The organism is Pseudomonas sp. GW821-FHT01D09, assembly GCF_059422465.1.
On the sequence record NZ_JBWKWY010000007.1, the window covers coordinates 44,133 to 68,121 of the forward strand.

The 23,989-nt window shown below is 58.5% G+C and carries 20 protein-coding genes; 12 read left to right on the plus strand and 8 right to left on the minus strand.

Going from position 1 to position 23,989, the window contains the following annotated elements:
• Positions 1-15 precede the first annotated feature (15 nt).
• Positions 16-573 carry a DNA-3-methyladenine glycosylase I gene (locus AC07W7_RS10005; protein WP_099170851.1) on the minus strand — a complete coding sequence of 186 codons (558 nt, stop codon included), beginning with the start codon at positions 571-573 and terminating at the stop codon, positions 16-18.
• Positions 574-654: 81 nt separating this feature from the next.
• Here AC07W7_RS10005 and glyQ point away from each other — a divergent pair, with 81 nt between their 5' ends.
• From glyQ to AC07W7_RS10025, 4 genes are all read left to right on the plus strand, one after another.
• On the plus strand, positions 655-1,608 hold the full coding sequence (glyQ, locus tag AC07W7_RS10010; RefSeq protein WP_003213601.1) for a glycine--tRNA ligase subunit alpha: 954 nt from the start codon (positions 655-657) through the stop codon (positions 1,606-1,608).
• A complete protein-coding gene (gene glyS, locus AC07W7_RS10015) occupies positions 1,605-3,659 on the plus strand; it encodes a glycine--tRNA ligase subunit beta (protein WP_169865756.1) in 2,055 nt (684 codons plus the stop codon). Before glyQ ends, glyS begins: the two co-directional genes overlap by 4 nt.
• A complete protein-coding gene (gmhB, locus tag AC07W7_RS10020; RefSeq protein WP_495039265.1) occupies positions 3,659-4,198 on the plus strand; it encodes a D-glycero-beta-D-manno-heptose 1,7-bisphosphate 7-phosphatase in 540 nt (179 codons plus the stop codon). The genes glyS and gmhB overlap by 1 nt, the downstream gene beginning before the upstream one ends.
• Positions 4,199-4,280: 82 nt before the next feature.
• Positions 4,281-5,051 (plus strand): lysophospholipid acyltransferase family protein, encoded by a 771-nt coding sequence (locus AC07W7_RS10025; RefSeq protein ID WP_076964391.1) that lies wholly within the window; start codon positions 4,281-4,283, stop codon positions 5,049-5,051.
• A 169-nt stretch (positions 5,052-5,220) separates the two neighbouring features.
• Here the strand turns inward: AC07W7_RS10025 and AC07W7_RS10030 are convergent, their stop codons facing one another.
• From AC07W7_RS10030 to AC07W7_RS10040, 3 genes are all read right to left on the minus strand, one after another.
• Entirely contained in the window at positions 5,221-7,524 is a 2,304-nt protein-coding gene (locus AC07W7_RS10030; protein ID WP_495039234.1) for a CHASE2 domain-containing protein, read from the minus strand.
• Positions 7,525-7,530: 6 nt separating this feature from the next.
• On the minus strand, positions 7,531-8,520 hold the full coding sequence (locus AC07W7_RS10035) for a FecR family protein (RefSeq protein WP_169865753.1): 990 nt from the start codon (positions 8,518-8,520) through the stop codon (positions 7,531-7,533).
• Between the two features lie 375 nt (positions 8,521-8,895).
• Entirely contained in the window at positions 8,896-9,156 is a 261-nt protein-coding gene (locus tag AC07W7_RS10040; RefSeq protein ID WP_076964394.1) for a hypothetical protein, read from the minus strand.
• Between the two features lie 199 nt (positions 9,157-9,355).
• Between AC07W7_RS10040 and AC07W7_RS10045 the strand changes: the two genes are divergently transcribed.
• Positions 9,356-10,075 carry a response regulator transcription factor gene (locus AC07W7_RS10045; RefSeq protein WP_076964395.1) on the plus strand — a complete coding sequence of 240 codons (720 nt, stop codon included), beginning with the start codon at positions 9,356-9,358 and terminating at the stop codon, positions 10,073-10,075.
• A 96-nt stretch (positions 10,076-10,171) separates the two neighbouring features.
• Here AC07W7_RS10045 and gyrB read toward each other — a convergent pair whose 3' ends face one another.
• Genes gyrB through dnaA form a run of 4 tightly spaced genes read right to left on the minus strand, consistent with a single transcriptional unit; the run spans position 10,172 to position 16,381 of the window.
• Complete coding sequence (gene gyrB / locus AC07W7_RS10050; protein WP_076964396.1) at positions 10,172-12,589, minus strand: DNA topoisomerase (ATP-hydrolyzing) subunit B; 2,418 nt, start codon at positions 12,587-12,589, stop codon at positions 10,172-10,174.
• A 4-nt stretch (positions 12,590-12,593) separates the two neighbouring features.
• On the minus strand, positions 12,594-13,697 hold the full coding sequence (gene recF / locus AC07W7_RS10055; protein WP_029290195.1) for a DNA replication/repair protein RecF: 1,104 nt from the start codon (positions 13,695-13,697) through the stop codon (positions 12,594-12,596).
• Between the two features lie 20 nt (positions 13,698-13,717).
• Positions 13,718-14,821, minus strand: coding sequence for a DNA polymerase III subunit beta (dnaN, locus tag AC07W7_RS10060; RefSeq protein ID WP_029290193.1), 1,104 nt, complete (start codon positions 14,819-14,821; stop codon positions 13,718-13,720).
• Between the two features lie 39 nt (positions 14,822-14,860).
• Entirely contained in the window at positions 14,861-16,381 is a 1,521-nt protein-coding gene (gene dnaA / locus AC07W7_RS10065) for a chromosomal replication initiator protein DnaA (protein WP_076964397.1), read from the minus strand.
• 585 nt (positions 16,382-16,966) lie between these two features.
• Between dnaA and rpmH the strand changes: the two genes are divergently transcribed.
• From rpmH to rsmG, 7 genes are all read left to right on the plus strand, one after another.
• Positions 16,967-17,101 carry a 50S ribosomal protein L34 gene (gene rpmH / locus AC07W7_RS10070; RefSeq protein ID WP_003213577.1) on the plus strand — a complete coding sequence of 45 codons (135 nt, stop codon included), beginning with the start codon at positions 16,967-16,969 and terminating at the stop codon, positions 17,099-17,101.
• A 16-nt stretch (positions 17,102-17,117) separates the two neighbouring features.
• Entirely contained in the window at positions 17,118-17,522 is a 405-nt protein-coding gene (gene rnpA / locus AC07W7_RS10075) for a ribonuclease P protein component (protein WP_029290189.1), read from the plus strand.
• Positions 17,515-17,760, plus strand: coding sequence for a membrane protein insertion efficiency factor YidD (gene yidD, locus AC07W7_RS10080; protein WP_010465488.1), 246 nt, complete (start codon positions 17,515-17,517; stop codon positions 17,758-17,760). The genes rnpA and yidD overlap by 8 nt, the downstream gene beginning before the upstream one ends.
• Before the next feature lie 2 nt (positions 17,761-17,762).
• Positions 17,763-19,445 (plus strand): membrane protein insertase YidC, encoded by a 1,683-nt coding sequence (gene yidC / locus AC07W7_RS10085; RefSeq protein WP_076964399.1) that lies wholly within the window; start codon positions 17,763-17,765, stop codon positions 19,443-19,445.
• Positions 19,446-19,524: 79 nt separating this feature from the next.
• Positions 19,525-20,895, plus strand: a complete 1,371-nt coding sequence (gene mnmE / locus AC07W7_RS10090; protein WP_495039235.1) for a tRNA uridine-5-carboxymethylaminomethyl(34) synthesis GTPase MnmE — start codon at positions 19,525-19,527, stop codon at positions 20,893-20,895.
• A 551-nt stretch (positions 20,896-21,446) separates the two neighbouring features.
• Positions 21,447-23,339: a tRNA uridine-5-carboxymethylaminomethyl(34) synthesis enzyme MnmG gene (mnmG, locus tag AC07W7_RS10095; RefSeq protein ID WP_236309788.1), complete on the plus strand. Its 1,893-nt coding sequence runs from the start codon at positions 21,447-21,449 to the stop codon at positions 23,337-23,339.
• A complete protein-coding gene (gene rsmG, locus AC07W7_RS10100; RefSeq protein WP_169902059.1) occupies positions 23,336-23,980 on the plus strand; it encodes a 16S rRNA (guanine(527)-N(7))-methyltransferase RsmG in 645 nt (214 codons plus the stop codon). Before mnmG ends, rsmG begins: the two co-directional genes overlap by 4 nt.
• Positions 23,981-23,989: the final 9 nt, after the last annotated feature.

Here is a 23,989-nt window from a genome sequence, read left to right on the forward strand (position 1 = left end):
CGCAAAGCGGCCATTCTACCCGGCGTTGACCAAGTCCGCGTAACGGTCGCAGTCCTGGGTGTGGTCCATGACCATCCCCGAGGCCTGCATGAACGCGTAGCAGATGGTCGGCCCGACGAAGGTGAAACCGGCTTTCTTGAGGGCTTTGCTCATGGCCTCGGCCTGCGGCGTAATCGCCGGGACCTGGCTACGATCCTTGAAATGGTTGACCCTGGGCACGCCGCCGACAAACGACCAGAGCAGCCCCACCGGGTCCTCCAGCGCCAGCCAGGCCGCGGCATTGCGCCGGGTGGCATTGAGTTTCAAGCGGTTGCGCACAATGCCTGGGTCGAGCATCAACTGCTCGATCTCGGCATCGCTCAACTGCGCCAGGCGCTGGGCATCAAAGCCGAACAAGACCTTTCGATAATGCTCGCGTTTGCGTAAAACGGTGATCCAGGACAGGCCCGCCTGGAACCCTTCGAGCAAAAGCAGTTCAAACAAACCCTGCGCATCGTGCAGCGGCGTGCCCCACTCCTGATCGTGATAAGCCATGTACAACGGATCTTCAGAACACCAAAAGCAGCGTGGCATAAGGCTCCAGGGAGTGGTGACAGGGCCGAATCGGGTATACTGCCGCCCTTTAAATCGCAGCCCAAGTAACAGGTGAATTTTGTGAGCCAGCCTACGCCAGCCGTGCGTACCTTCCAAGACTTGATCCTCGCCCTCCAGCAATACTGGGCCGAGCAAGGTTGTGTGGTACTTCAGCCCTACGATATGGAAGTAGGCGCCGGCACTTTCCACACCGCCACATTCCTGCGGGCCATCGGCCCGGAAACCTGGAACGCCGCTTATGTGCAGCCCAGTCGTCGCCCGACTGACGGCCGCTACGGCGAAAACCCCAACCGCCTGCAGCACTACTACCAGTTCCAGGTGGTATTGAAGCCCAACCCGGACAACTTCCAGGAGCTGTACCTGGGCTCACTGAAACATGTCGGCCTGGACCCGCTGGTCCACGATATCCGTTTCGTCGAAGACAACTGGGAATCGCCCACCCTCGGCGCCTGGGGCCTGGGCTGGGAAGTCTGGCTCAACGGCATGGAAGTCACGCAGTTCACTTACTTCCAGCAAGCGGGCGGCATCGAGTGCTACCCGGTGACCGGCGAGATCACCTACGGCCTGGAGCGCCTGGCCATGTACCTGCAGGGCGTGGACTCGGTCTACGACCTGGTGTGGGCAGACGGTCCATTCGGCAAGGTCACCTATGGCGATGTGTTCCACCAGAACGAAGTGGAGCAGTCGACCTACAACTTTGAACACGCCAACGTCGAGAAGCTGTTCGAGCTGTTCGACTTCTACGAAAGCGAAGCCAAGCGCCTGATCGAACTGGATCAGCCGCTGCCGTTGCCAAGCTACGAAATGGTCCTGAAGGCATCCCACACCTTCAACCTGCTGGACGCCCGCCGTGCCATCTCGGTAACCGCGCGCCAGCAATACATCCTGCGTGTGCGCACCCTGGCGCGTTCCGTCGCCCAAGCCTACCTGCTGGCCCGCGCCAAGCTGGGCTTCCCGATGGCAACCCCGGATTTGCGTGATGAAGTGTTGGCTAAGCTGGAGGCTGCACAATGAGTGCTCAAGATTTCCTGGTTGAACTGGGCACCGAAGAGCTGCCACCCAAGGCCCTGAACACCCTGGCCGATGCCTTTCTGGCCGGTATCGAGAAAGGCCTGCAGACCGCCGGCCTGAAATTTCAAGCCAAGAAGGTCTACGCCGCGCCACGTCGCCTGGCGGTGTTGCTGACCGCGCTAGAAACCCAGCAGCCGGACCGCAATATCAACCTCGACGGCCCGCCACGCCAGGCTGCTTTCGATGCCGAAGGCAACCCGACCCAGGCCGCCCTGGGTTTTGCCAAGAAGTGTGGCGTCGAGCTGAGCGAGATCGACCAGAGCGGCCCGAAACTGCGTTTCAGCCAGGTCATCAAAGGCAAGCCGACTGCCAGCCTGCTGCCGACCATCGTTGAAGACTCCCTCAACGACCTGCCGATCCCCAAGCGCATGCGCTGGGGTGCGCGCAAGGAAGAATTCGTACGCCCGACCCAATGGTTGGTGATGCTGCTCGGTGATCAAGTCATCGACTGCACTATCCTGGCCCAGAAGGCCGGCCGCGACTCCCGTGGTCACCGCTTCCACCATCCTGAAGCCGTGCGCATCACCTCGCCGGCCAACTACGCCACTGACCTGCGTGCCGCCTATGTGCTGGCGGATGCCAACGAGCGCCGCGAACTGATCAGCAAGCGTACCGAAGAGCTGGCCCGTTTGCAGGAAGGCACCGCCATCGTGCCGCCAAGCCTGCTCGACGAAGTGACCGCGCTGGTGGAATGGCCGGTGCCGCTGGTGTGCTCGTTCGAGGAGCGCTTCCTCGATGTGCCGCAAGAAGCCCTGATCACCACCATGCAGGACAACCAGAAGTATTTCTGCCTGCTGGATGTGGATGGCAAGTTGCTGCCGCGTTTTATCACCGTGGCCAACATCGAGAGCAAGGACCCGCAGCAGATCATCGCCGGTAACGAAAAAGTCGTGCGCCCGCGCCTGACCGACGCCGAGTTCTTCTTCAAGCAAGACAAGAAGCAAAAACTCGAAGACTTCAACCTGCGCCTGCAGAACGTGGTGTTCCAGGAAAAACTGGGCAGCGTCTACGACAAGGCTGTACGGGTTTCCAAGCTGGCGGCCTACATCGCCCCGCGCATTGGCGGCGATGCGGCCCTGGCCGCCCGCGCGGGCCTGCTGTGCAAGTGCGACCTGGCCACCGAGATGGTCGGCGAGTTCCCGGAAATGCAAGGTGTTGCCGGTTACTACTACGCGCTCAATGACGGCGAGCCTGAAGACGTCGCCCTGGCCTTGAACGAGCAATACATGCCGCGCGGTGCTGGCGCCGAGCTGCCGACCACCCTGACCGGGGCGGCCGTGGCCATCGCTGACAAGCTGGATACCCTGGTCGGTATCTTCGGCATCGGCATGTTGCCGACCGGCAGCAAAGACCCGTATGCCCTGCGCCGTGCGGCCCTGGGCGTGCTGCGTATCCTGATCGACAAGAAGCTGGACCTCGACCTGACCCAGGCCGTGGTGTTCGCGGTGGGTCAGTTCGGTGGCAAGGTCAAGCAAGCCGGTTTGGCCGAGCAAGTGCTGGAGTTCGTGTTCGACCGCCTGCGTGCGCGCTACGAAGACGAAGGCGTGGACGTTTCCGTCTACCTGTCGGTACGTGCCCTGCAGCCCGGCTCGGCACTGGACTTCGACCAGCGTGTGCAAGCCGTACAGGCCTTCCGCAAGCTGCCGGAAGCCGACGCCCTGGCCGCCGTGAACAAGCGCGTGTCGAACCTGCTGAGCAAGGCTGAAGGCCTGGGCAATGCCGATGTCGACCCTGGCTTGTTTGCCGATGCCAAGGAGTTCTCGCTGAACTCGGCCATCGCCAAGGCAGAAAACGCAGTGAAGCCGCTGATAGCCGAACGCAACTACGCCGAAGCACTGGCGCGCCTGGCCACCTTGCGTGAGCCGGTGGATGCGTTCTTTGAAGCGGTGATGATCAATGCCGAAGATGCCGGCGTGCGGAAAAACCGCTACGCCATGCTGGCGCGTCTGCGCGGCTTGTTCGTCAACATCGCCGACATTTCGACGCTGAGCTGATCATGTTGAAACTGCTGATTCTCGATCGGGACGGGGTGATCAATTACGACTCCGACGCCTACATCAAGTCGGTGGAGGAGTGGGTCCCGCTGCCCGGCTCGATCGAGGCCATCGCGCAGTTGAGCAAGGCCGGCTGGACGGTAGCCATTGCTACCAACCAGTCCGGCCTTGCCCGCGGCTACTATGACATCGCCACCCTGGACGCCATGCATGCGCGCCTGCGCGCATTGGTGGCCGAACAGGGCGGTGAGGTGGGGCTGGTGGTGTACTGCCCCCACGGGCCGGATGAGGGCTGCGATTGCCGCAAACCCAAGCCTGGCATGTTGAAAATCATTTCAGAACATTACAAGGTGCCCCTGGCTGGGATATGGTTCGTCGGGGACAGTCTCGGTGACCTGGAGGCGGCCAAAGCCGTCGACTCTCAGCCAGTTTTGGTAAAGACCGGAAAAGGCGAGAAGACCCAGGCGAAAACCCTGCCGGTCGGCACCTTGATTTTTGACGATCTGGCGGCGGTTGCCGCAGAACTTATCAACAACTAGTCGCCCTCGACTTCCTGACCAAGGATTGTTCGGGAGTGCACTTTTAACAGGCGGGCGTTGTCCCGCAACGGTAAATGCTGCCATGTCGATTTTGCAGGCCATCAGAACCTTCTTCTTTTACCTGCTGCTGGGCACCAGTTCGTTTCTCTGGTGCACCCTGAGCTTTTTTATTGCGCCCTTTTTGCCATTCAAGGCGCGCTATCGCTTTATCAATGTCTATTGGTGCCGCTGCGCGTTGTGGCTGACCAAGGTGTTCCTGGGCATCCGCTTCGAGGTCAAGGGCGCCGAAAACGTTCCGGACCAGCCCTGCGTGATCCTGTCGAACCACCAGAGCACCTGGGAGACGTTCTTCCTTTCCGCGTATTTCTCGCCCCTGAGCCAGGTGCTCAAGCGTGAGTTGCTGTTCGTCCCGTTCTTTGGCTGGGCCATGGCCATGCTGCGCCCGATCGCCATCGACCGCGACAACCCCAAGGCCGCGCTCAAGCATGTGGCGAAGAAGGGTGACGAGTTGCTCAAGGATGGGGTGTGGGTACTGATTTTCCCGGAAGGCACCCGCGTGCCCTTTGGCACTGTCGGCAAGTTTTCCCGGGGCGGTACGGCATTGGCGGTCAACGCCAACCTGCCGGTACTGCCGATTGCCCACAATGCCGGCAAGTTCTGGCCCAAGGAAGGCTGGGCCAAGCGCGAGGGCACCATCACCGTGGTGATCGGCGAGCCGATGTATGCGCAAGGGGAAGGACCGCGTGCAATTGCAGCGCTCAATGACCGCGCTGCGGCCTGGAATGAAGCGCAGCAACGGGCCATGGGTTCACTGCCGCCACTGCCGGTTGCAGCAGACCAGGCGGTGATCTGACGTTCTGTGGATAACCTGTGTACGCTTTGTTGGCTAAATGCCGTTTTTTGCTTGTAGGCTGATGATTTGATTACATATTTCTTAAACTAATAAAACACCGAAAAACGTGCATAAGTTTTTTCGACACATGAAGACCGGCCCTTGCGGCCGGTTTTTTATGCACAGCTGTTTATTCTTCCCACAACGGCAACTGCAGGCTGAAAACCGTGCCTTGCCCGACCACACTCGCACAGTCGATCCGCCCCCCATGGCGGTCTATCACCGCCTTGACCATGGTCAGGCCCAGCCCCAGGCCCTCACTGCCCTTGGCCGATGCAAAACGTCGGTATTGGCCGAACAGTTCCGGCAGCTCCTGGGCTGCAATGCCTGGGCCCTGGTCCTGGATATGACAGGCCAGCCCTTGGTCGTTGCGTTCCAGGCGCACCGTCACCGTGGTCCCGGCGGGGCTGTACTTGATCGCATTCTCCATCAGGTTGAACAAGGCGCGGGTCAGCAACGATTGGTCAGCCAGGACCATTTCCTCACCGGCCTCGTCCAGGTCATGAACCAATTGGATAGGTTTCAATTGGGCCAGCAGCGCCACCTGGTCAAACGCATCGAGCACCAGCATGGCAAACAGGCTGGGCTCGAACTGGTAACCGTCGGACTCGGCCTTGGCCAATTGAACGAACGATTCGGTCAGGTTCAATGCGCGGCGCACTTGCTGTTCGATCTGGGTAAAGACCAGCGAGACATCCGAGACCTCATGGCGCTGTACATCCAGCAAGGCGAGGATTGCCGAGTGGGGCGCCCGCAGGTCATGGGACAGGAACCGCAGCAGGGTTTCACGCTGCTGCTGGGCGTCACGCTCGATACTCAGGTCGGTCAGGCTCAACAGCCAACCCAGCGCCACATCACCATCGGCCGGTAACAACGGCGCCCGTTCCAGGCGCAGGCTGCGTTGCTCGGTGTCGCGGAACTCGACGATTTCCAGGGCTGACAGCGGCATGTGCACCGCGCCTTGCAAGGGCGGATAGCCCAGGGCCGCCAGTTGCTGCAACAGGTTCTCGCCAATCAGTTCGTTGCCAAACACATCACGGGCGATCCGATTGGCCAGCAGGATTTCGCCCATGGGGTCGGTAATCAGCGTAGCCACCGGCAGGCACTCCAGGCCATCGGCCATAAAGCGCCGGGTGTCGCGGGTACGGCTGACGGCTTGCTCCAGGGCCACGATACGGCCCTGCAACACGTCGCCTTTGCTGACGGCGGCACGACGGCGTTCCGGCAGCACCTTGGGTTCGCTGTCGAGGCGTGCCAATTCCCAGCCGAAATAGGCCAGGATCACGCTCAGGCGACGCCAGTTCCAGATCAGGTAGCCCAGCAGCATGCCGATCAGCGTGGCCGCTGGCGACCACCAGAGCCCCAGGCGCAACAGGCCCCAGGAAGCGAGGAGGGCGCCCCCCATGCACCCCAGGGTCAGCCACAACGCATAGCGCGGGCGCAACAGCAGCAGGCCCAACAACAAGGCCACCATCGTGGTGGACAGCAGTGTGGCCAACCAGCCAGGCAACACGGTAATACTGCGCCCTTGCAGCAGGCCATTGAGGATATTGGCCTGGATCTCGACGCCCGGCGTGGTCCCGACGCTGGCCGAAAGCGGCGTCACATAGCGATCGCCCATGCCTGGCGCGGTAGCGCCTACCAGGATGATCCGATCACGCAACAATTGGGCAGGGACTTCGCCACGCAGGACGCTGACATACGGCACGCTGGGAAAGCCGTGGTCGGTGGCGATAAATGGAATACGAATGGCATTGTCCCGTTGCCAGTCGCCCACCTCGGCAGACGCTGGCAACCCCGGCATATCGGCGTGCCGGCCAGTCAGCTCGAAGGCCAGCCAGGCCAATTGCGGGACCAATTGCCCGGGCGGTCCCTCACGCAAGTAGAGGCTGCGCACAATACCGTCGCTGTCCGCTTCCACGTTGATATGACCAACCCCCCTGGCACAATCGCGCAGTGGCGGCACCGGGAGGATTTGCATGACTGGCTGACCCAGGCGCGGTGTACCTTCGCGAATCAACGGCAACAGGACATTGCCGGCATTGCAGATGGCCTGGGCCAGGCGTTGATCGTTGGCAGGCTCACGCGCCGGTTCGCTGAAGATCACATCGAGCAGGATCCCGGTGGGTTTGCCGGCACTTAACTGATCAATCAGGTCAGCATGCAGGCGGCGCGACCAGGGCCATTGGCCGAGCGCCTTGAGGCTCATGTCATCAATGGTCACCAGCAGAATGCGCGGGTCCACCGGCAACGGCGCCAGGCGCCGCAGGCCGTCATACAACGGGTTGTTGAAGGAAAGCCCAGGGCTCAGGGAAAGCAGGGCTGTCATCGGCAGCAGCAGCAGGCTGATCCACAGCCACTCCCGGACCAGGCCACGGAACAGGCGTTGAGCCTGGGTCGGCTGGCGCTGTTCAGCCCGGCGCCACCACTTCACCGCGTATTACTGCACACGAGTGGCAGGGGGGTAATAGAAGATGTCATAAACGCCTGCCTCTCCTTCCAGTCCTTGTTCATCAAAGGCCGACACGCGCACGTGATAAAACGAGGCCTTGAGTCCAGTGAAGCTCAAGCGCGGCTCACTGGAGAAGTTTTCCTGCTTGATGTTCATAAATGTTGTATCTGTGGCCACTTGCGCACGGTAGCGCCGGGCACCCGGTTGTGGGTGCAGGATCAGGGTCCAGACCGGTGCATCGCCTTTCTGGCCGTCCTGGCCCATCAACCGTGGGGCGGGCAGTAGCTCAACCGTCTTCAACTCGCCCTGTTCCTTGAGCAATACACCTTGTCGGGCGCCGACCTTCAGTTCACCGTCCACCGGGCCTACCTGGGGTGCTTTCTTGACCTGTCGGCCCACAGGTGGCGGTTCGGTACGGCTGACAGCCACTTGGCCGTTGAGCACCTCGACGACCGATTGCTGATCGTCGTTACGCACACGAAAGTGCGTACCGCGTACACCCAGTACGCCCACCGGTGTCACGATCTGAAAGCGGTCATAGTCACTGCTGCGCTTGAGTACGTAGGCTTCGACCTGCCCTTGTTGCAGGATCACCTGCGGGATCGCCTGCTCCTCCACCAGGTGCAGACGCACCTCGGAGCTGGAGGGCAAGACAATGCGCGAACCATCGCCCAGCAACAAGCTGACAAACGCCGAAGGCGAGGTTTTTACACTTTCCTGTTCATCGATCAGCATGCCTTCTTCCAACACACTGGAGCGTCCCTTGGCATCCAGCTTCCAGGCTTCACCGTTAAGGTGCTGGACGACTGCCGGCAGCGGTTGTGCCCGGCACATCAGGTTGTCATCAATATAGGGCGCCCGCGCAGGTGCAGGCTTGGCCAAAAGGGGCGGGCTGTTGATAACCAGGGCCAGGGCCAGGCTTGAGCCCAACAGGGAAGAAAGGCAATAGGGGCGGGGAAAGAGGGTCATGGCACTCATCAAGGTTCTAGTTCTAAAGGTCCGTGGACTGTACGTTCGTTCAGAAAGCGTCTTGCAGCAGCAGGACCTTGAATCTTGCCTACGATACCCGATGACGAATAGAACTCGATAGCCGTAGTAGCAGGGATGAGGCGCGATGGGAAAAGATGACACATCCCTGTGTCTGCCAGTTCGACAATGCCGAGCCGGGTGTACATCGAAGAAATACTGTCCATCACATCCCCCCGACAGCAGCCCGTAGCGAACCGCGGACTACAGATGATACGTCCCTGTATCGAGAGCGCTTCCCGCGCACGCCCTCCGTGTGTCACTCAGCGAAAGAGAATTTACCTACAAGAGTGGTGCATAGGGGGGGAGCACAACATTTGTTCAGAATCAGAAGATCCACCGTTGGTCCTGGTCAAGCACGCTACCGTGTTGAAAGGCCTGCGGTGCGTCAACCGTGCTGAGTCCAGCGTAACCAAGGCCATCTACAGCCTCGTTGTACACCGGTACTTCCTCAAGTGGCACACTGCGGGCATCCACTGTTTGCGTACCTAAACCGGTGGCCACAACCAACATCAACATCTTTCCCCACACATTGACCTTCTGCACGAGACGCATGTGTCCCGACAACGCATAAAACCTGATTGCCATTGATCCTTTTCCTGAGGGGCTTGAGCCGGTATCTTTCCAGTTGGGTACACGATGTCTAACGGCCTTAGGGCTATCTGATATCAGCGTACCGAGAGATTCAGGGGGCTTGAGAAACTGGCCATAATTGTTCAGATTCAACGGTGAACCAGTACGCTCTCTTTAACCGCTGCAATACTCTTCAAGAAGAAAGGACCCTGCCATGCGTGTCGCAATACTGGATGACGAACCTGCTGAATTGCGGCGGGTGGAACAGACTCTGCGACAAATCCCAAGTGCCTCGGAGCAGCCATGGACGCTGCATTGCTTCGAGCGCGGTGAAGACCTGCTGCGCCAGTTGCGCCGAGAAACCTTCGACCTCTTGGTGCTCGATTGGCAACTGCCAGACCTGAGTGGCCTCGCGATCCTGCGCTGGACCCGTGAACACATGGAGGCGCCGCCTCCCGTCATCATGCTCACCAGCCGCGATGGCGAGAGCGATATTGTCCAGGCGTTGAACAGCGGGGCGGATGACTATGTCAGCAAGCCATTTCGGCCGAATGAACTGAAGGCGCGGGTTAGTGCGGTATTACGTCGTCATGGCCTGCAGAAGTCTGCAGCCACTGAAGTGCTGATCTTCAATGACCTGACCTTCGACGATGCCGAACTGACCGTTACCCGCGCCGGCAGCCCCATCAACCTGACCGAGCGTGAATACCGTCTGGCACGCTGCCTGTTTGCCAATCTGGCTCGCCCACTGTCACGGGAGTATCTCTACGAACGTTTCTGGACCCATGAAGAGATGGTGTCGTCGCGGCCGTTGGATACCCATATCTATCGGCTGCGCAACAAGCTGGGGCTGACCCCAGAGCGGGGTTGGCAGTTGCTGACGATCTATGGATATGGCTATCGGTTAGAGAGCGTGAGCGCGGCGACTGCATAAGCCGATGTTCCACGTGGAGCATTTTGGACGCGCCCGGAATCTGGGCAATAAAAAAGGCCAACGTAAGCGTTGGCCTTTTTTATTGCAATCGCGTTATCAGAAGTCCAGGTTGGACACTGCCAAGGCATTGCTCTCGATAAAGTCACGACGTGGCTCAACCGCATCACCCATCAGGGTGTTGAAGATCTGGTCCGCGCCAATGGCGTCTTCGATGGTCACGCGCAGCATACGACGCTGGGCTGGGTCCATGGTGGTTTCCCACAGCTGATCCGGGTTCATCTCGCCCAGACCTTTGTAACGCTGGATGGTGTGGCGCTTGGTGCTTTCGGCCATCAACCAGTCCAGGGCTTCCTTGAACTCCTTGACCTGCTTCTTGCGCTCGCCACGCTGAATATAAGCGCCGTCGTCCAGCAGGGTGCTCAGTTGCGCGCCCAAGGTAACCACGGTCTTGTAATCATTGCTGCCGAAGAAGTCGCGGTTGAAGGTGACGTAGTTCGACAGGCCGTGGGAGATCAGTTCGACCTCTGGCAGCCAGACGTTACGTTCACGGTCTTCACGCAGGCTGGCTTTGTACACCAGGCCGGACTTCTCGACCGTGCGCAGGCGCACTTCGTACTGGGCCAGCCAATCCTGCATCGCTGCGTGATCGCCCAACTGTTCCAGGCTCACGGCTGGCAGGTAGATGAAGTGCTCGGTCAGCTCCTGAGGGTACAGGCGCGACAAACGCTTGAGGGTCTTCATCACCATGCGGAAGTCGTTTACCAGGCGCTCCAGCGCCTCACCGGAGATACCCGGGGCTTCGTCGTTCAAGTGCAGGCTGGCATCTTCCAGGGCCGACTGCGTCATGTACTCTTCCATGGCGTCGTCGTCTTTGATGTATTGCTCTTGCTTGCCCTTTTTCACTTTGTACAACGGCGGCTGGGCGATGTAGATGTAGCCACGCTCGATCAGCTCCGGCAACTGACGGAAGAAGAAGGTCAGTAGCAGGGTACGGATGTGCGAACCGTCGACGTCAGCATCGGTCATGATGATGATGTTGTGATAGCGCAACTTATCAATGTTGTACTCATCGCGACCAATGCCACAGCCCAGGGCGGTGATCAAGGTGCCGACTTCCTGGGAGGAAATCATCTTGTCGAAACGGGCTTTCTCAACGTTGAGGATCTTACCCTTCAACGGCAAGATCGCCTGGGTACGGCGGTTACGCCCCTGCTTGGCGGAGCCGCCAGCAGAGTCACCTTCCACCAGGTACAGTTCGGAGAGGGCAGGGTCCTTCTCCTGGCAGTCCGCCAACTTGCCTGGTAGGCCAGCGATATCCAGTGCACCTTTACGACGGGTCATTTCACGGGCTTTACGCGCCGCTTCACGAGCCCGCGCCGCGTCGATCATCTTGCCGACAACCAGCTTGGCTTCGTTGGGGTTTTCCAACAGGAAGTCGGAGAAGTACTTGCCCATTTCCTGTTCGACAGCGGTCTTCACTTCAGAAGAAACCAGCTTGTCCTTGGTCTGGGAGCTGAACTTCGGATCTGGCACCTTAACCGAAATAATCGCAGTCAGGCCTTCGCGGGCATCGTCACCGGTGGTGGCAACTTTGTGCTTCTTCGCCAGGCCTTCGGCTTCGATGTAGGTGTTCAGGTTGCGCGTCAGTGCGGAACGGAAACCCACCAGGTGAGTACCGCCATCGCGCTGGGGAATGTTGTTGGTGAAGCACAACAGGTTCTCGTTGAAGCTGTCGTTCCACTGCAGGGCGATTTCCACGCCGATGCCGTCTTCACGCTGGATATTGAAGTGGAACACCTGGTTGACCGCAGTCTTGTTGGTGTTCAGGTATTCAACGAACGCACGCAGGCCACCTTCGTATTTGAACAGCTCTTCCTTGCCGCTGCGCTCGTCCTTGAGGACGATACCCACACCGGAGTTGAGGAAGGACAGCTCACGAATCCGCTTGGCCAGGATGTCCCAGCTGAAGTGGATATTCTTGAAAGTGTCAGCCGAAGGCTTGAAGTGAATCTGGGTACCCGTGGTTTCGCTTTCACCGACGATCGCCATCGGTGCCTGAGGCACGCCATGCACATAGGTCTGTTCCCAGATCTTGCCGCTGCGGCGAACGGTCAGGATCAGTTCTTCTGACAGAGCGTTGACCACCGACACACCTACACCGTGCAAACCGCCGGATACTTTATAGGAGTTGTCGTCGAACTTACCGCCAGCGTGGAGCACGGTCATGATGACCTCTGCCGCCGATACGCCTTCTTCTTTATGCACATCTACCGGAATGCCACGACCGTTGTCGCGCACGGTGATGGATTCATCCGGGTGGATGATGATGCTGATGTCGTCGCAATGGCCGGCGAGCGCTTCGTCGATGGAGTTGTCGACCACCTCGAACACCATGTGGTGCAGACCGCTACCATCATCGGTGTCGCCAATGTACATACCGGGACGTTTGCGTACGGCATCCAAACCTTTCAGCACTTTAATGCTGGTCGAGTCGTACGTGTTTTCTTCGCTCATGCCTTCACTCCCGATGGTCGTGGGTCTGGGTGATACGGCCTTGTTCCACGTGGAACAAAGCGACTGGCGTTTCCGTCTGCCAGCCTTCCCTCAATAATTCGTGGTCTACACAGGTAATAAACACCTGGCAGCGTAAGTCTTCCAACAAGCGGCATAGCGCGCGGCGGTGTTGCTCATCCAATTCGGAGGGCAAGTCATCCACCAGATAAATACACTGACCGCGCCGGGCTTGGCTAACCAAATGCCCCTGGGCGATACGCAGCGCGCAGACCACCAACTTCTGCTGGCCACGGGACAAGATATCCGCAGCGTTATGTGCACCTAATCTAAGGCGCAAATCAGCGCGTTGCGGTCCTGCCTGGGTGTGGCCAATTTGCTGATCCCGTTGCAAAGAGGTGGCGAGTACTGCACTCAAGTCACGCTCTTTGTCCCAACCACGGTAGTAACTCAGCGTCAGCCCCTCGAGTTCCAGCAACTCACTCAAGGTCTGCTCAAAGACTGGTTTCAAGGCTTTGATGTAGGTGCGGCGGTATTCATCAATTTCGTCGCTGGCCAGGCACAGTTCACGGTCCCAGGCCGCTTGCGAAGCGGCGTCAAGTGTACCATGCCGCAGCCATGAGTTCCGCTGCCGCAGGGCCTTCTGCAGGCGCTGCCATGTGGCCATGAACCGCGGTTCCACGTGGAACACTCCCCAATCGAGGAACTGTCTGCGGATTTTGGGTGCGCCTTCCAGCAAGCGGAAGCTGTCAGGGTTGATCAATTGCAGGGGCAGGATTTCCGCCAACTGCGCGGCACTGCGCGCATTCTGCCCATCAATACGGATCTGGAACTCCCCCTGGCGATCACGGGATATCCCCAGGCTGCTGTGCCCGCCTTGCGCCAGTTCAACCTGGCCAAATACGGTGCACGCCAATTGCTCGTACTGAATTACCGGTAACAGGCGGGCGCTGCGAAAAGAACGAGCCAGGCCCAGCAAGTGAATGGCTTCCAGCACGCTGGTTTTGCCACTGCCGTTGGCACCGTGGAGGATATTGATGCGGGGGGAGGGGGAGAAGGTCACCGGGTGCAGATTGCGCACCGCGGTGACCGAGACGCGACTGAGGGACATCTAGCTTCTGCTGAGCATGATTACAGGCGCATCGGCATAACAACGTAAGCCGAGTCGTCGTTATCGGATTCTTGCACCAGGGCGCTGCTGTTGGAGTCCGACAGGATCAGACGCACCTGCTCGGTGGTCATCACCCCCAGCACGTCCAGCAGGTAGCTCACGTTGAAGCCGATTTCCAACGAACCACCGTTGTAATCAACGCTGATTTCTTCTTCAGCTTCTTCCTGCTCCGGGTTATTGGCCTGGATTTTCAGTTGACCGTTGGCCAATTGCAGGCGAATGCCGCGATATTTTTCGTTGGACAGGATCGCCGTACGGCTGAAGGCTTCACGCAGGGCCTGACGATCACCGATCACCAGTTTGTCGCCACCCTTGGGCAGCACGCGCTCATAGTCCGGGAACTTGCCATCTACCAGCTTGGACGTGAAGGTGAACTCGCCTGTGGTGGCCCGGATGTGATGCTGGCCCAAAACAATGCTGACGTTACCGTCCGGCTCGGTGAGCAGGCGCGCCAGTTCGAGGATACCTTTGCGCGGCACGATCACCTGGTGACGATCCGGCTGACCGATATCAGCCTTCATCGAGCACATTGCCAGGCGGTGACCGTCGGTGGCCACGGCACGGATAATGCCTTCGGAGACTTCCAGCAGCATACCGTTGAGGTAGTAACGCACGTCCTGCTGGGCCATGGCGAAGCTGGTGCGCTCGATCAAACGGCGCAGGCGGCTTTGCTCCAGGCTGCAGGTCAGCGAACCCGGGCCTTCTTCCACAGTTGGGAAGTCGTTGGCCGGCAAGGTCGACAGGGTGAAACGACTGCGCCCGGCCTTGACCACCAACTTCTGCTCATCGACCTTGATGTCGATCAGCGCGTCGTTGGGCAGGCTTTTGCAGATATCCATCAGCTTGCGCGCAGGCACGGTGATCTCGCCGGGCTCGGCGGGTTCTTCCAGCTGTACACGACCAACCAGTTCGACTTCCAGGTCGGTACCGGTCAACGACAGCTGCTGGCCTTCGACAACCAACAATACGTTGGAAAGTACCGGCAAGGTCTGTCGGCGCTCGACGACGCCTGCGACCAGTTGCAGGGGTTTCAACAGGGCTTCGCGTTGAATGGTGAAATGCATGGTCTAGTCCCTTGCCTTAATAAGCTGCGCTGGTGTTCATCAAGTTGTCAGTGTACGCAGCAGGTTCTTGTAGTCCTCGCGAATATCCGCGTCGGATTCCTTAAGTTCATTGATCTTGCGGCACGCGTGCAAGACCGTGGTGTGGTCGCGACCACCAAACACATCGCCAATTTCCGGCAGGCTATGGTTGGTCAGCTCTTTGGAGAGCGCCATGGCCACCTGACGGGGACGCGCTACCGAGCGCGAGCGGCGCTTGGATAGCAGGTCGGAAATCTTGATCTTGTAGTACTCGGCCACGGTGCGTTGAATGTTATCCACACTGACCAGTTTGTCTTGCAACGCCAACAGGTCTTTGAGGGATTCGCGAATCAACTCGATGGTAATGTCGCGGCCCATGAAGTGCGAGTGAGCGATGACCCGCTTAAGCGCGCCTTCCAGTTCACGCACGTTGGAGCGAATGCGCTGGGCAATGAAGAACGCCGCGTCGTGAGGCAGGTCGACTTTCGCCTGGTCGGCCTTCTTCATCAGGATCGCGACCCGGGTTTCCAGTTCCGGCGGCTCTACCGCAACGGTCAGGCCCCAGCCGAAACGCGATTTCAGGCGTTCTTCCAGGCCTTCGATTTCCTTCGGGTAACGGTCGCTGGTGAGGATGACCTGCTGGCCACCTTCAAGCAGGGCGTTGAACGTGTGGAAAAACTCTTCCTGGGAACGTTCCTTGCGCGCGAAGAATTGAATGTCATCGATCAGCAGCGCATCAACGGAGCGATAGAAGCGCTTGAATTCGTTGATCGCATTGAGTTGCAACGCCTTGACCATGTCGGCCACGAAGCGCTCCGAGTGCAGGTACACGACCTTGGCATTCGGGTTCTTCTTTAATAGGTGGTTACCTACGGCGTGCATCAAGTGCGTCTTACCCAAGCCAACGCCGCCATACAGGAAGAGCGGGTTGTAACCGTGCTTGGGATTATCAGCCACCTGCCAGGCCGCGGCGCGGGCCAGTTGGTTGGATTTACCTTCGACGAAGTTCTCAAAGGTAAAGGTGCGGTTCAGGTAGCTGGTGTGCTTGAGTGCGCCTTCGACCTGGACCGTGCGCTGTTCGGCACGCACCGGTGCCTGCTGCGAGCTGGCGCCCGCCATTGGGTCGAAGCTGTCTCGGGACGGCTCTTCACTGACCGGCGCATTTTTTTGCGCCATGGATTTGCTCGGCGCTGGCTGCGCCAGCGCCGGTGCGTGGTTGACCGGTGCGGCAGCGGCCTGGGCGTGCGATGCAGCGGCCGCCAGCGGCGCATTAGGCGCAGCGCGCGGCGCGGAGCTGCGTTTGCTGCCTATTAATAAGGAGAGCGCCGGAGCCATACCATTGCCATGTTCGTCGAACAATTCGAGAACGCGGCTCAGGTACTTCTCGTTGACCCAGTCGAGTACAAAACGATTGGGTGCGTAGACACGCAACTCGTCGCCTTCGGCTTCGACCTGTAGCGGACGGATCCAGGTGTTGAATTGCTGGGCAGGCAGCTCATCGCGCAAAAGCTCCACGCACTGCTGCCAAAGTTCCACTGACACGGATATCCCCTAAGTTGAAAGCCGGTGAGGCAAAAACAGCCGCCATTGTAGCGGCGAGCGGCCCACTTATCCACATGTAGGTTTCTCACAGCCCGCCAAGAATCAATGCCTTAACCGTAAAAAAGGCGACAAATGGTCTGTGCATAAGCTCTGTGGATAAGCGCCCCTAAGCTCGTTGTACAAGTGGGGTCGAAAGTCTGTGGGTAACTAGCCTGTGGATAAGTAGCCATTCCACACACAGCTTATCCGATAGCGCAGCACAGGCAGAGCACCGTTTCTCCCCCGTGTTGTCATTCTCTGTACAGCACGTGGAATATGGCCTCAAGGCAGTTATCCACAGAAGATCGCGTGCCTAGCTTTTATAAGCTTTACAGAAAAGCTTTAAATAACTTCCTTCTTTATTTTTATATCTATGGCATTGCTCGTCAAAGTCGAACCGCCTGGAATCGGTCCCGATGCCTTCAGATATCTAATTGAAGGAATAGCTGGTTGGAAATTGACCTAGAGGCTTGCTTTCTCTAGAATCCCCGGTCTCTTAAAACGGGGGCCATTCCGGCCCGTTGTGGACGAACCAGGTAACACGCCATGAAACGTACTTTCCAACCAAGCACCATCAAACGCGCCCGTACCCACGGTTTCCGTGCTCGCATGGCTACCAAGAACGGCCGTGCTGTCCTGTCGCGTCGCCGCGCCAAAGGTCGTGCGCGTCTGGCAGTTTGATAATCCGGTACTGGTGGTGAGTCAGGACTTCAGTCGGGAAAAGCGTCTGCTAACCCCCCGGCATTTCAAGGCAGTCTTTGACTCCCCCACCGGCAAGGTTCCGGGGAAAAATCTCCTGCTCCTTGCGCGTAACAACGATCTGGATCACCCCCGTCTCGGGTTGGTGATCGGCAAGAAGAGCGTAAAGCTCTCCGTTGAGCGCAATCGCCTCAAGCGTCTGATGCGCGAATCGTTTCGCCTCCACCAGGACACTCTGGTTGGTTGGGATATTGTTATCGTCGCGCGCAAAGGCTTGGGGGACGTAGAAAACCCCGAATTGATTCAGCATTTCGGCAAGCTCTGGAAACGTTTGGCTCGCACCAGCAAGCCGACCCCAGCAGTCAGCCCCGAAACTGTAGGGGTAGACAGCACTGATGCGTAAACTGGCCCTCGTTCCGATCCAGTTTTACCGTTATGCCATTAGTCCGCTGATGGCCAGCCACTGTCGTTTCTACCCCAGTTGTTCCTGCTACGCGTATGAAGCCATAGAAAATCATGGCCTTCTGCGCGGTGGCTGGCTGACCTTTCGTCGTTTAGGTCGCTGTCATCCGTGGAATCCCGGTGGTTATGACCCGGTTCCGCCTATCCCTACCTCCCGTTCTTCTTCGATGGCCGAGTAATCATGGATATTAAACGCACGATCCTGATCGTCGCCCTGGCAATCGTGTCCTACGTTATGGTTCTGAAATGGAACCAGGACTATGGCCAGGCTGCCCTGCCGACTCAGAATGTTGCTACCAATCAGTCTGCTCCTGCTATTGCAGATGCACCGTTGGGTAACAATGCTTCCGCCAGTGCCGATGTACCCAGCGCGAATGCCGATACCAGCACCCCTGTAGATAACGCGGTCATCACCAATAAAGACCTCATCCACGTCAAGACGGATGTGCTGGACCTGGCGATCGATCCACAGGGCGGCGATATCGCCCAGTTGAAATTGCCACTGTATCCACGTCGCCAAGACCACCCGGATGTTCCTTTCCAGTTGTTCGATAACGGTGGCGAGCGTGTTTATCTGGCGCAAAGCGGCCTGACTGGCACTGATGGTCCTGATGCTCGTGCTACCGGTCGTCCGGTTTATTCGACCGAACAGAAGACTTATCAACTGGCTGATGGCCAGAACCAGTTGAACGTCGACCTGAAATTCAGTCACGACGGCATCAATTACATCAAGCGCTTCAGCTTCACCCGCGGTTTGTACGATCTGAAAGTCACGTACCTGATCGACAACACCAGCGAAAAGGCCTGGACCGGCAACCTGTTTGCCCAGCTCAAGCGTGATGGCAGCTCCGATCCGTCTTCCAGCACGGCCACCGGCACCGCGACTTACCTGGGCGCCGCCCTGTGGACAAGTAGCGAGCCGTACAAAAAAGTGTCGATGAAAGATATCGACAAGGCCGCGCTGAAAGAAACAGTGCAAGGTGGTTGGGTAGCTTGGCTGCAACACTACTTTGTAACCGCGTGGATCCCGAACAAGGGTGAAGCCAACCTGGTCCAGACCCGCAAGGACAACCAGGGCAACTACATCATTGGTTTCACTGGCCCGGCGTTGACCGTTGCGCCAGGCGCCAAGGCTGAAACCAGTGCCACCTTGTATGCCGGCCCGAAAAGCCAGGCCGTACTCAAGGAGTTATCCCCAGGTCTGGAACTGACTGTGGATTACGGCATCCTGTGGTTCATTGCCCAACCAATCTTCTGGTTGCTGCAACATATCCACAGCATCGTCGGTAACTGGGGCTGGTCGATCATCTTCCTGACCATGCTGATCAAGGGGATTTTCTTCCCGCTGTCGGCCGCCAGCTACAAGTCGATGGCCCGTATGCGCGCCGTTGCGCCGAAACTGGCTGCACTCAAAGAGCAACATGGCGACGACCGGCAGAAAATGTCGCAAGCCATGATGGAGCTGTACAAGAAAGAGAAGATCAACCCGCTGGGTGGATGCTTGCCGATTCTGGTACAGATGCCGGTGTTCCTGTCGCTGTACTGGGTACTCCTGGAAAGCGTGGAAATGCGCCAGGCGCCGTTCATGCTGTGGATAACTGACCTGTCGATCAAGGACCCGTTCTTTATCCTGCCGATCATCATGGGCGCGACCATGTTCATCCAGCAGCGCCTGAACCCGACTCCTCCAGATCCGATGCAGGCCAAGGTAATGAAAATGATGCCTATCATCTTCACCTTCTTCTTCCTGTGGTTCCCGGCTGGTCTGGTTCTGTACTGGGTGGTCAACAACGTGTTGTCGATCTCTCAACAGTGGTACATCACACGTAAGATCGAAGCGGCTGCCAAAAAAGCCGAGGCGTAACTTACTCTGTGGATAACCACTCAAGACGCCCCCTCGTGGGGCGTTTTGCATTCTGTCACTTTTGTCTGGGAAACCGCTGATGAGCGCTCCTCGTGAAACCATCGCCGCCGTCGCCACCGCTCAAGGCCGGGGCGGTGTCGGTATCGTTCGTATTTCCGGGCCGCTTGCCGGCATAGCCGCCCAAGCGATCAGTGGGCGTGAGCTCAAGCCCCGGTATGCGCATTACGGGCCTTTTTTCGGCGAGGAGCTTGAGGTACTGGATGAGGGCCTGGCCCTGTATTTCCCGGGCCCGAACTCATTCACCGGTGAAGATGTGCTGGAACTGCAGGGCCATGGCGGGCCTATCGTCCTGGATATGCTGCTGCAGCGCTGCCTGCAACTGGGTTGCCGCCTTGCCCAGCCGGGTGAATTCAGCGAGCGCGCATTTCTCAACGACAAGCTCGACCTGGCCCAGGCCGAAGCCATCGCCGACCTGATCGAGGCCAGTTCTGCACAGGCGGCGCGCAATGCCTTGCGCTCGTTGCAGGGGGCGTTTTCCCTGCGTGTGCATAACCTCACCGAGCAATTGATCAGTTTGCGCATCTATGTCGAGGCGGCGATTGATTTCCCGGAAGAAGAAATCGACTTTCTTGCCGATGGCCATGTCCTGGCCATGCTCGATAAGGTGCGGGACGAGTTATCCACAGTTTTGAAGGAGGCCGGGCAGGGCGCATTGCTGCGTGATGGCATGACCGTGGTGATTGCCGGCCGGCCCAACGCCGGCAAGTCCAGCTTGCTCAACGCCCTGGCGGGGCGTGAAGCGGCGATTGTCACCGAAATTGCCGGCACCACCCGGGATATCCTGCGCGAACATATCCACATTGATGGCATGCCGCTGCACGTGGTCGATACCGCGGGGTTGCGTGATACCGATGACCAGGTGGAAAAGATTGGTGTGGAGCGGGCGCTCAAGGCCATCGGAGAAGCCGATCGGGTGCTGCTGGTAGTGGATGCCACCGCGCCTGAGGCCGTGGATCCTTTTGCCCTGTGGCCGGAGTTCCTTGAGCAACGGCCAGACCCGGCCAAGGTCACGCTGATTCGCAACAAGGCAGACCTGACCGGTGAAGCCATCGCCCTGGAAGTCAGTGACGATGGCCATGTCACCATCAGCCTCAGCGCCAAGTCTGCCGGCGATGGCCTGGAGCTGCTGCGCGATCATCTCAAGGCCTGCATGGGCTACGAACAGACCTCGGAAAGCAGCTTCAGTGCTCGCCGTCGCCACCTTGAGGCACTGCGCCATGCCAGTGCCGCCCTTGAGCATGGTCGAGCGCAGTTGACCCTGGCAGGGGCAGGAGAGCTTCTGGCCGAGGATTTGCGCCAGGCACAGCAGCTTCTGGGGGAGATTACCGGGGCATTCAGTTCCGATGATCTGCTGGGTAGGATCTTTTCCAGTTTCTGTATCGGTAAATAACCCTTCGTTGTTCACAGACAGGCCATTGGTGCCTGTCTGTTTTGTCCGTTTCAGGACACTCCCACGTATTTTCTAACAATAACCTCGCCCCGAGGTGGCCTTGCCGTGGGCGAATTTTGCCGGGGTTGATGCGTTTCTGTGGATTAAGCCCTGTGAATAACCGCCCCTGTGCCCAGTTGATAACAGGGCTTGAAACCTGAGTAAAAACCCCTCTGTGGATAACAACCTGTTTAATCCACAGGCTTAAAGCACTTATCCAAGGGCCTCCCGACCACCTAACCACAGACTTTTGATTCTCTGTACACAAAGTAAATAAAGGCCTGTAGCAATCTATCCACAGAAAGTAGGCTCAGTAGAAATAAACATAAAAACAAAGATTTAATAAATTTCTCTCTTTTAATTTCTATTGTCTGTGATTCATCCACAGCTGGTTAAATTTTGTGCAAAGGGTTCTTTAGGAAGGGCTAAGTCCCTATACTTGCCGCCATAGCTCCAAAACCCTTTCAACAAACAATTCCTGATTACCTACATAAGCAGGCACGAGGTGCGTGGTGGATTTCCCTTCCCGTTTTGAAGTGATCGTCATCGGCGGCGGTCATGCCGGTACCGAGGCAGCACTGGCGTCAGCCCGCATGGGGGTCAAAACCCTGTTGCTGACGCACAACGTGGAAACCCTCGGTGCCATGAGTTGCAACCCCGCCATCGGTGGGATCGGCAAGAGCCATCTGGTCAAGGAAATCGACGCCCTTGGCGGTGTGATGGCCATGGCTACCGACAAGGGTGGTATTCAATTTCGCGTGCTCAACAGCCGCAAAGGCCCGGCCGTGCGGGCTACCCGGGCACAAGCCGACCGCATCCTGTACAAGGCGGCTGTGCGCGAAACCCTGGAAAACCAACCCAACCTGTGGATATTTCAACAGGCAGCGGATGACCTGATCGTCGAGCAGGACCAGGTGCGTGGTGTTGTCACTCAGATGGGCCTGCGTTTCTTCGCAGAATCCGTAGTGTTGACCACCGGTACCTTCCTCGGTGGACTTATCCACATCGGGATGCAGAACTATTCCGGTGGTCGCGCCGGTGATCCGCCGTCGATTGCCTTGGCTCATCGCCTGCGCGAACTGCCGCTGCGTGTCGGCCGCCTGAAAACCGGGACCCCGCCGCGTATCGACGGGCGTTCTGTGGATTTCTCGGTGATGACCGAGCAAGCCGGGGATACGCCGATCCCGGTAATGTCGTTCATGGGTTCCAAGGAGCAACACCCCAAACAGGTGAGTTGCTGGATTACCCACACCAATGCGCGGACCCACGAAATCATCGCCGCCAACCTCGATCGTTCGCCGATGTATTCCGGGGTGATCGAGGGCATCGGCCCGCGTTATTGCCCGTCGATCGAAGACAAGATCCACCGCTTTGCCGACAAGGAAAGCCATCAGGTCTTTATCGAGCCGGAAGGTTTGACGACCCACGAGCTGTACCCGAACGGGATTTCCACTTCCCTGCCGTTCGATGTGCAAATCCAGATCGTGCAGTCGATTCGCGGCATGGAAAACGCGCATATCGTGCGCCCTGGCTACGCCATCGAGTACGACTACTTCGACCCACGGGACTTGAAATACAGCCTGGAGACCAAAGTGATCGGCGGTCTGTTCTTCGCTGGGCAAATCAACGGCACCACCGGTTACGAAGAAGCCGGCGCCCAGGGTTTGCTGGCCGGGACCAACGCTGCATTGCGCGCCCAGGGCAAAGACAGCTGGTGCCCGCGTCGCGATGAAGCGTATATCGGGGTGTTGGTCGACGACCTGATTACCCTGGGCACCCAGGAACCGTACCGGATGTTCACTTCCCGGGCCGAATATCGCCTGATCCTGCGCGAAGACAACGCCGACCTGCGCCTGACCGAAAAAGGTCGCGAGCTGGGCCTGGTCGATGACGCGCGTTGGGCAGCGTTCTGCAAAAAACGCGAAAGCATCGAACTGGAAGAGCAGCGCCTGAAAAGTACCTGGGTCCGCCCGGGCACCGAGCAGGGCGATGCCATTGCCGAAAAATTCGGCACGCCGCTGACCCACGAGTACAACCTGTTGAACCTGCTGTCCCGCCCGGAAATTGACTACGCTGGTCTAGTCTCGGTAACCGGCGGCGGCGCAGAAGATCCACAGGTGGCCGAGCAGGTCGAAATCAAGACCAAATATGCCGGTTACATTGACCGCCAGCAGGACGAGATCGCTCGACTGCGCGCCAGTGAAGACACCAAGCTGCCGGCGGATATCGATTACACCGGGATTTCCGGGCTGTCGAAAGAGATTCAAAGCAAGCTGGGGATAACTCGTCCCGAGACCCTGGGCCAGGCTTCCCGTATCCCGGGTGTCACCCCGGCAGCCATTTCGCTGTTGATGATTCATTTGAAAAAACGCGGCGCGGGCCGTCAGTTGGAGCAAAGCGCTTGAGTTCGTTGGTCACCTCGCAACACGCCGAAGAGTTATCCACAGGGGCACGCCAGTTGGGCGTGGACCTGACCGCAGCCCAGCACGAATTGCTGCTGGGCTACCTGGCCCTGTTGATCAAATGGAACAAGGCCTACAACCTCACGGCGGTGCGCGATCCCGATGAAATGGTCTCGCGCCACCTGCTCGACAGCTTGAGCGTGATGCCATTTATCGAAAATGGCCGCTGGCTGGACGTCGGCAGTGGCGGTGGCATGCCTGGCATCCCGCTGGCCATCCTGTTTCCCGAGTCGCAAGTGACCTGCCTGGACAGCAACGGCAAGAAAACCCGCTTCCTGACCCAGGTCAAACTCGAACTCAAGCTGGACAACCTGCAAGTTATCCACAGCCGCGTCGAAGCCTTCACGCCTGAACTGCCCTTCAACGGAATTGTTTCCAGGGCCTTCAGCAGCATGGAGAACTTCAGCAACTGGACCCGCCACCTGGGCGACCTGAACACCCGTTGGCTGGCAATGAAGGGCGTTCATCCAAGCGACGAGCTGTTAGCATTGCCGGCAGACTTCCACCTCGATAGCGAACACGCCTTGGCCGTACCCGGTTGCCAAGGCCAACGCCATCTGCTGATACTGCGCCGCACGGCATGATTGGGAACA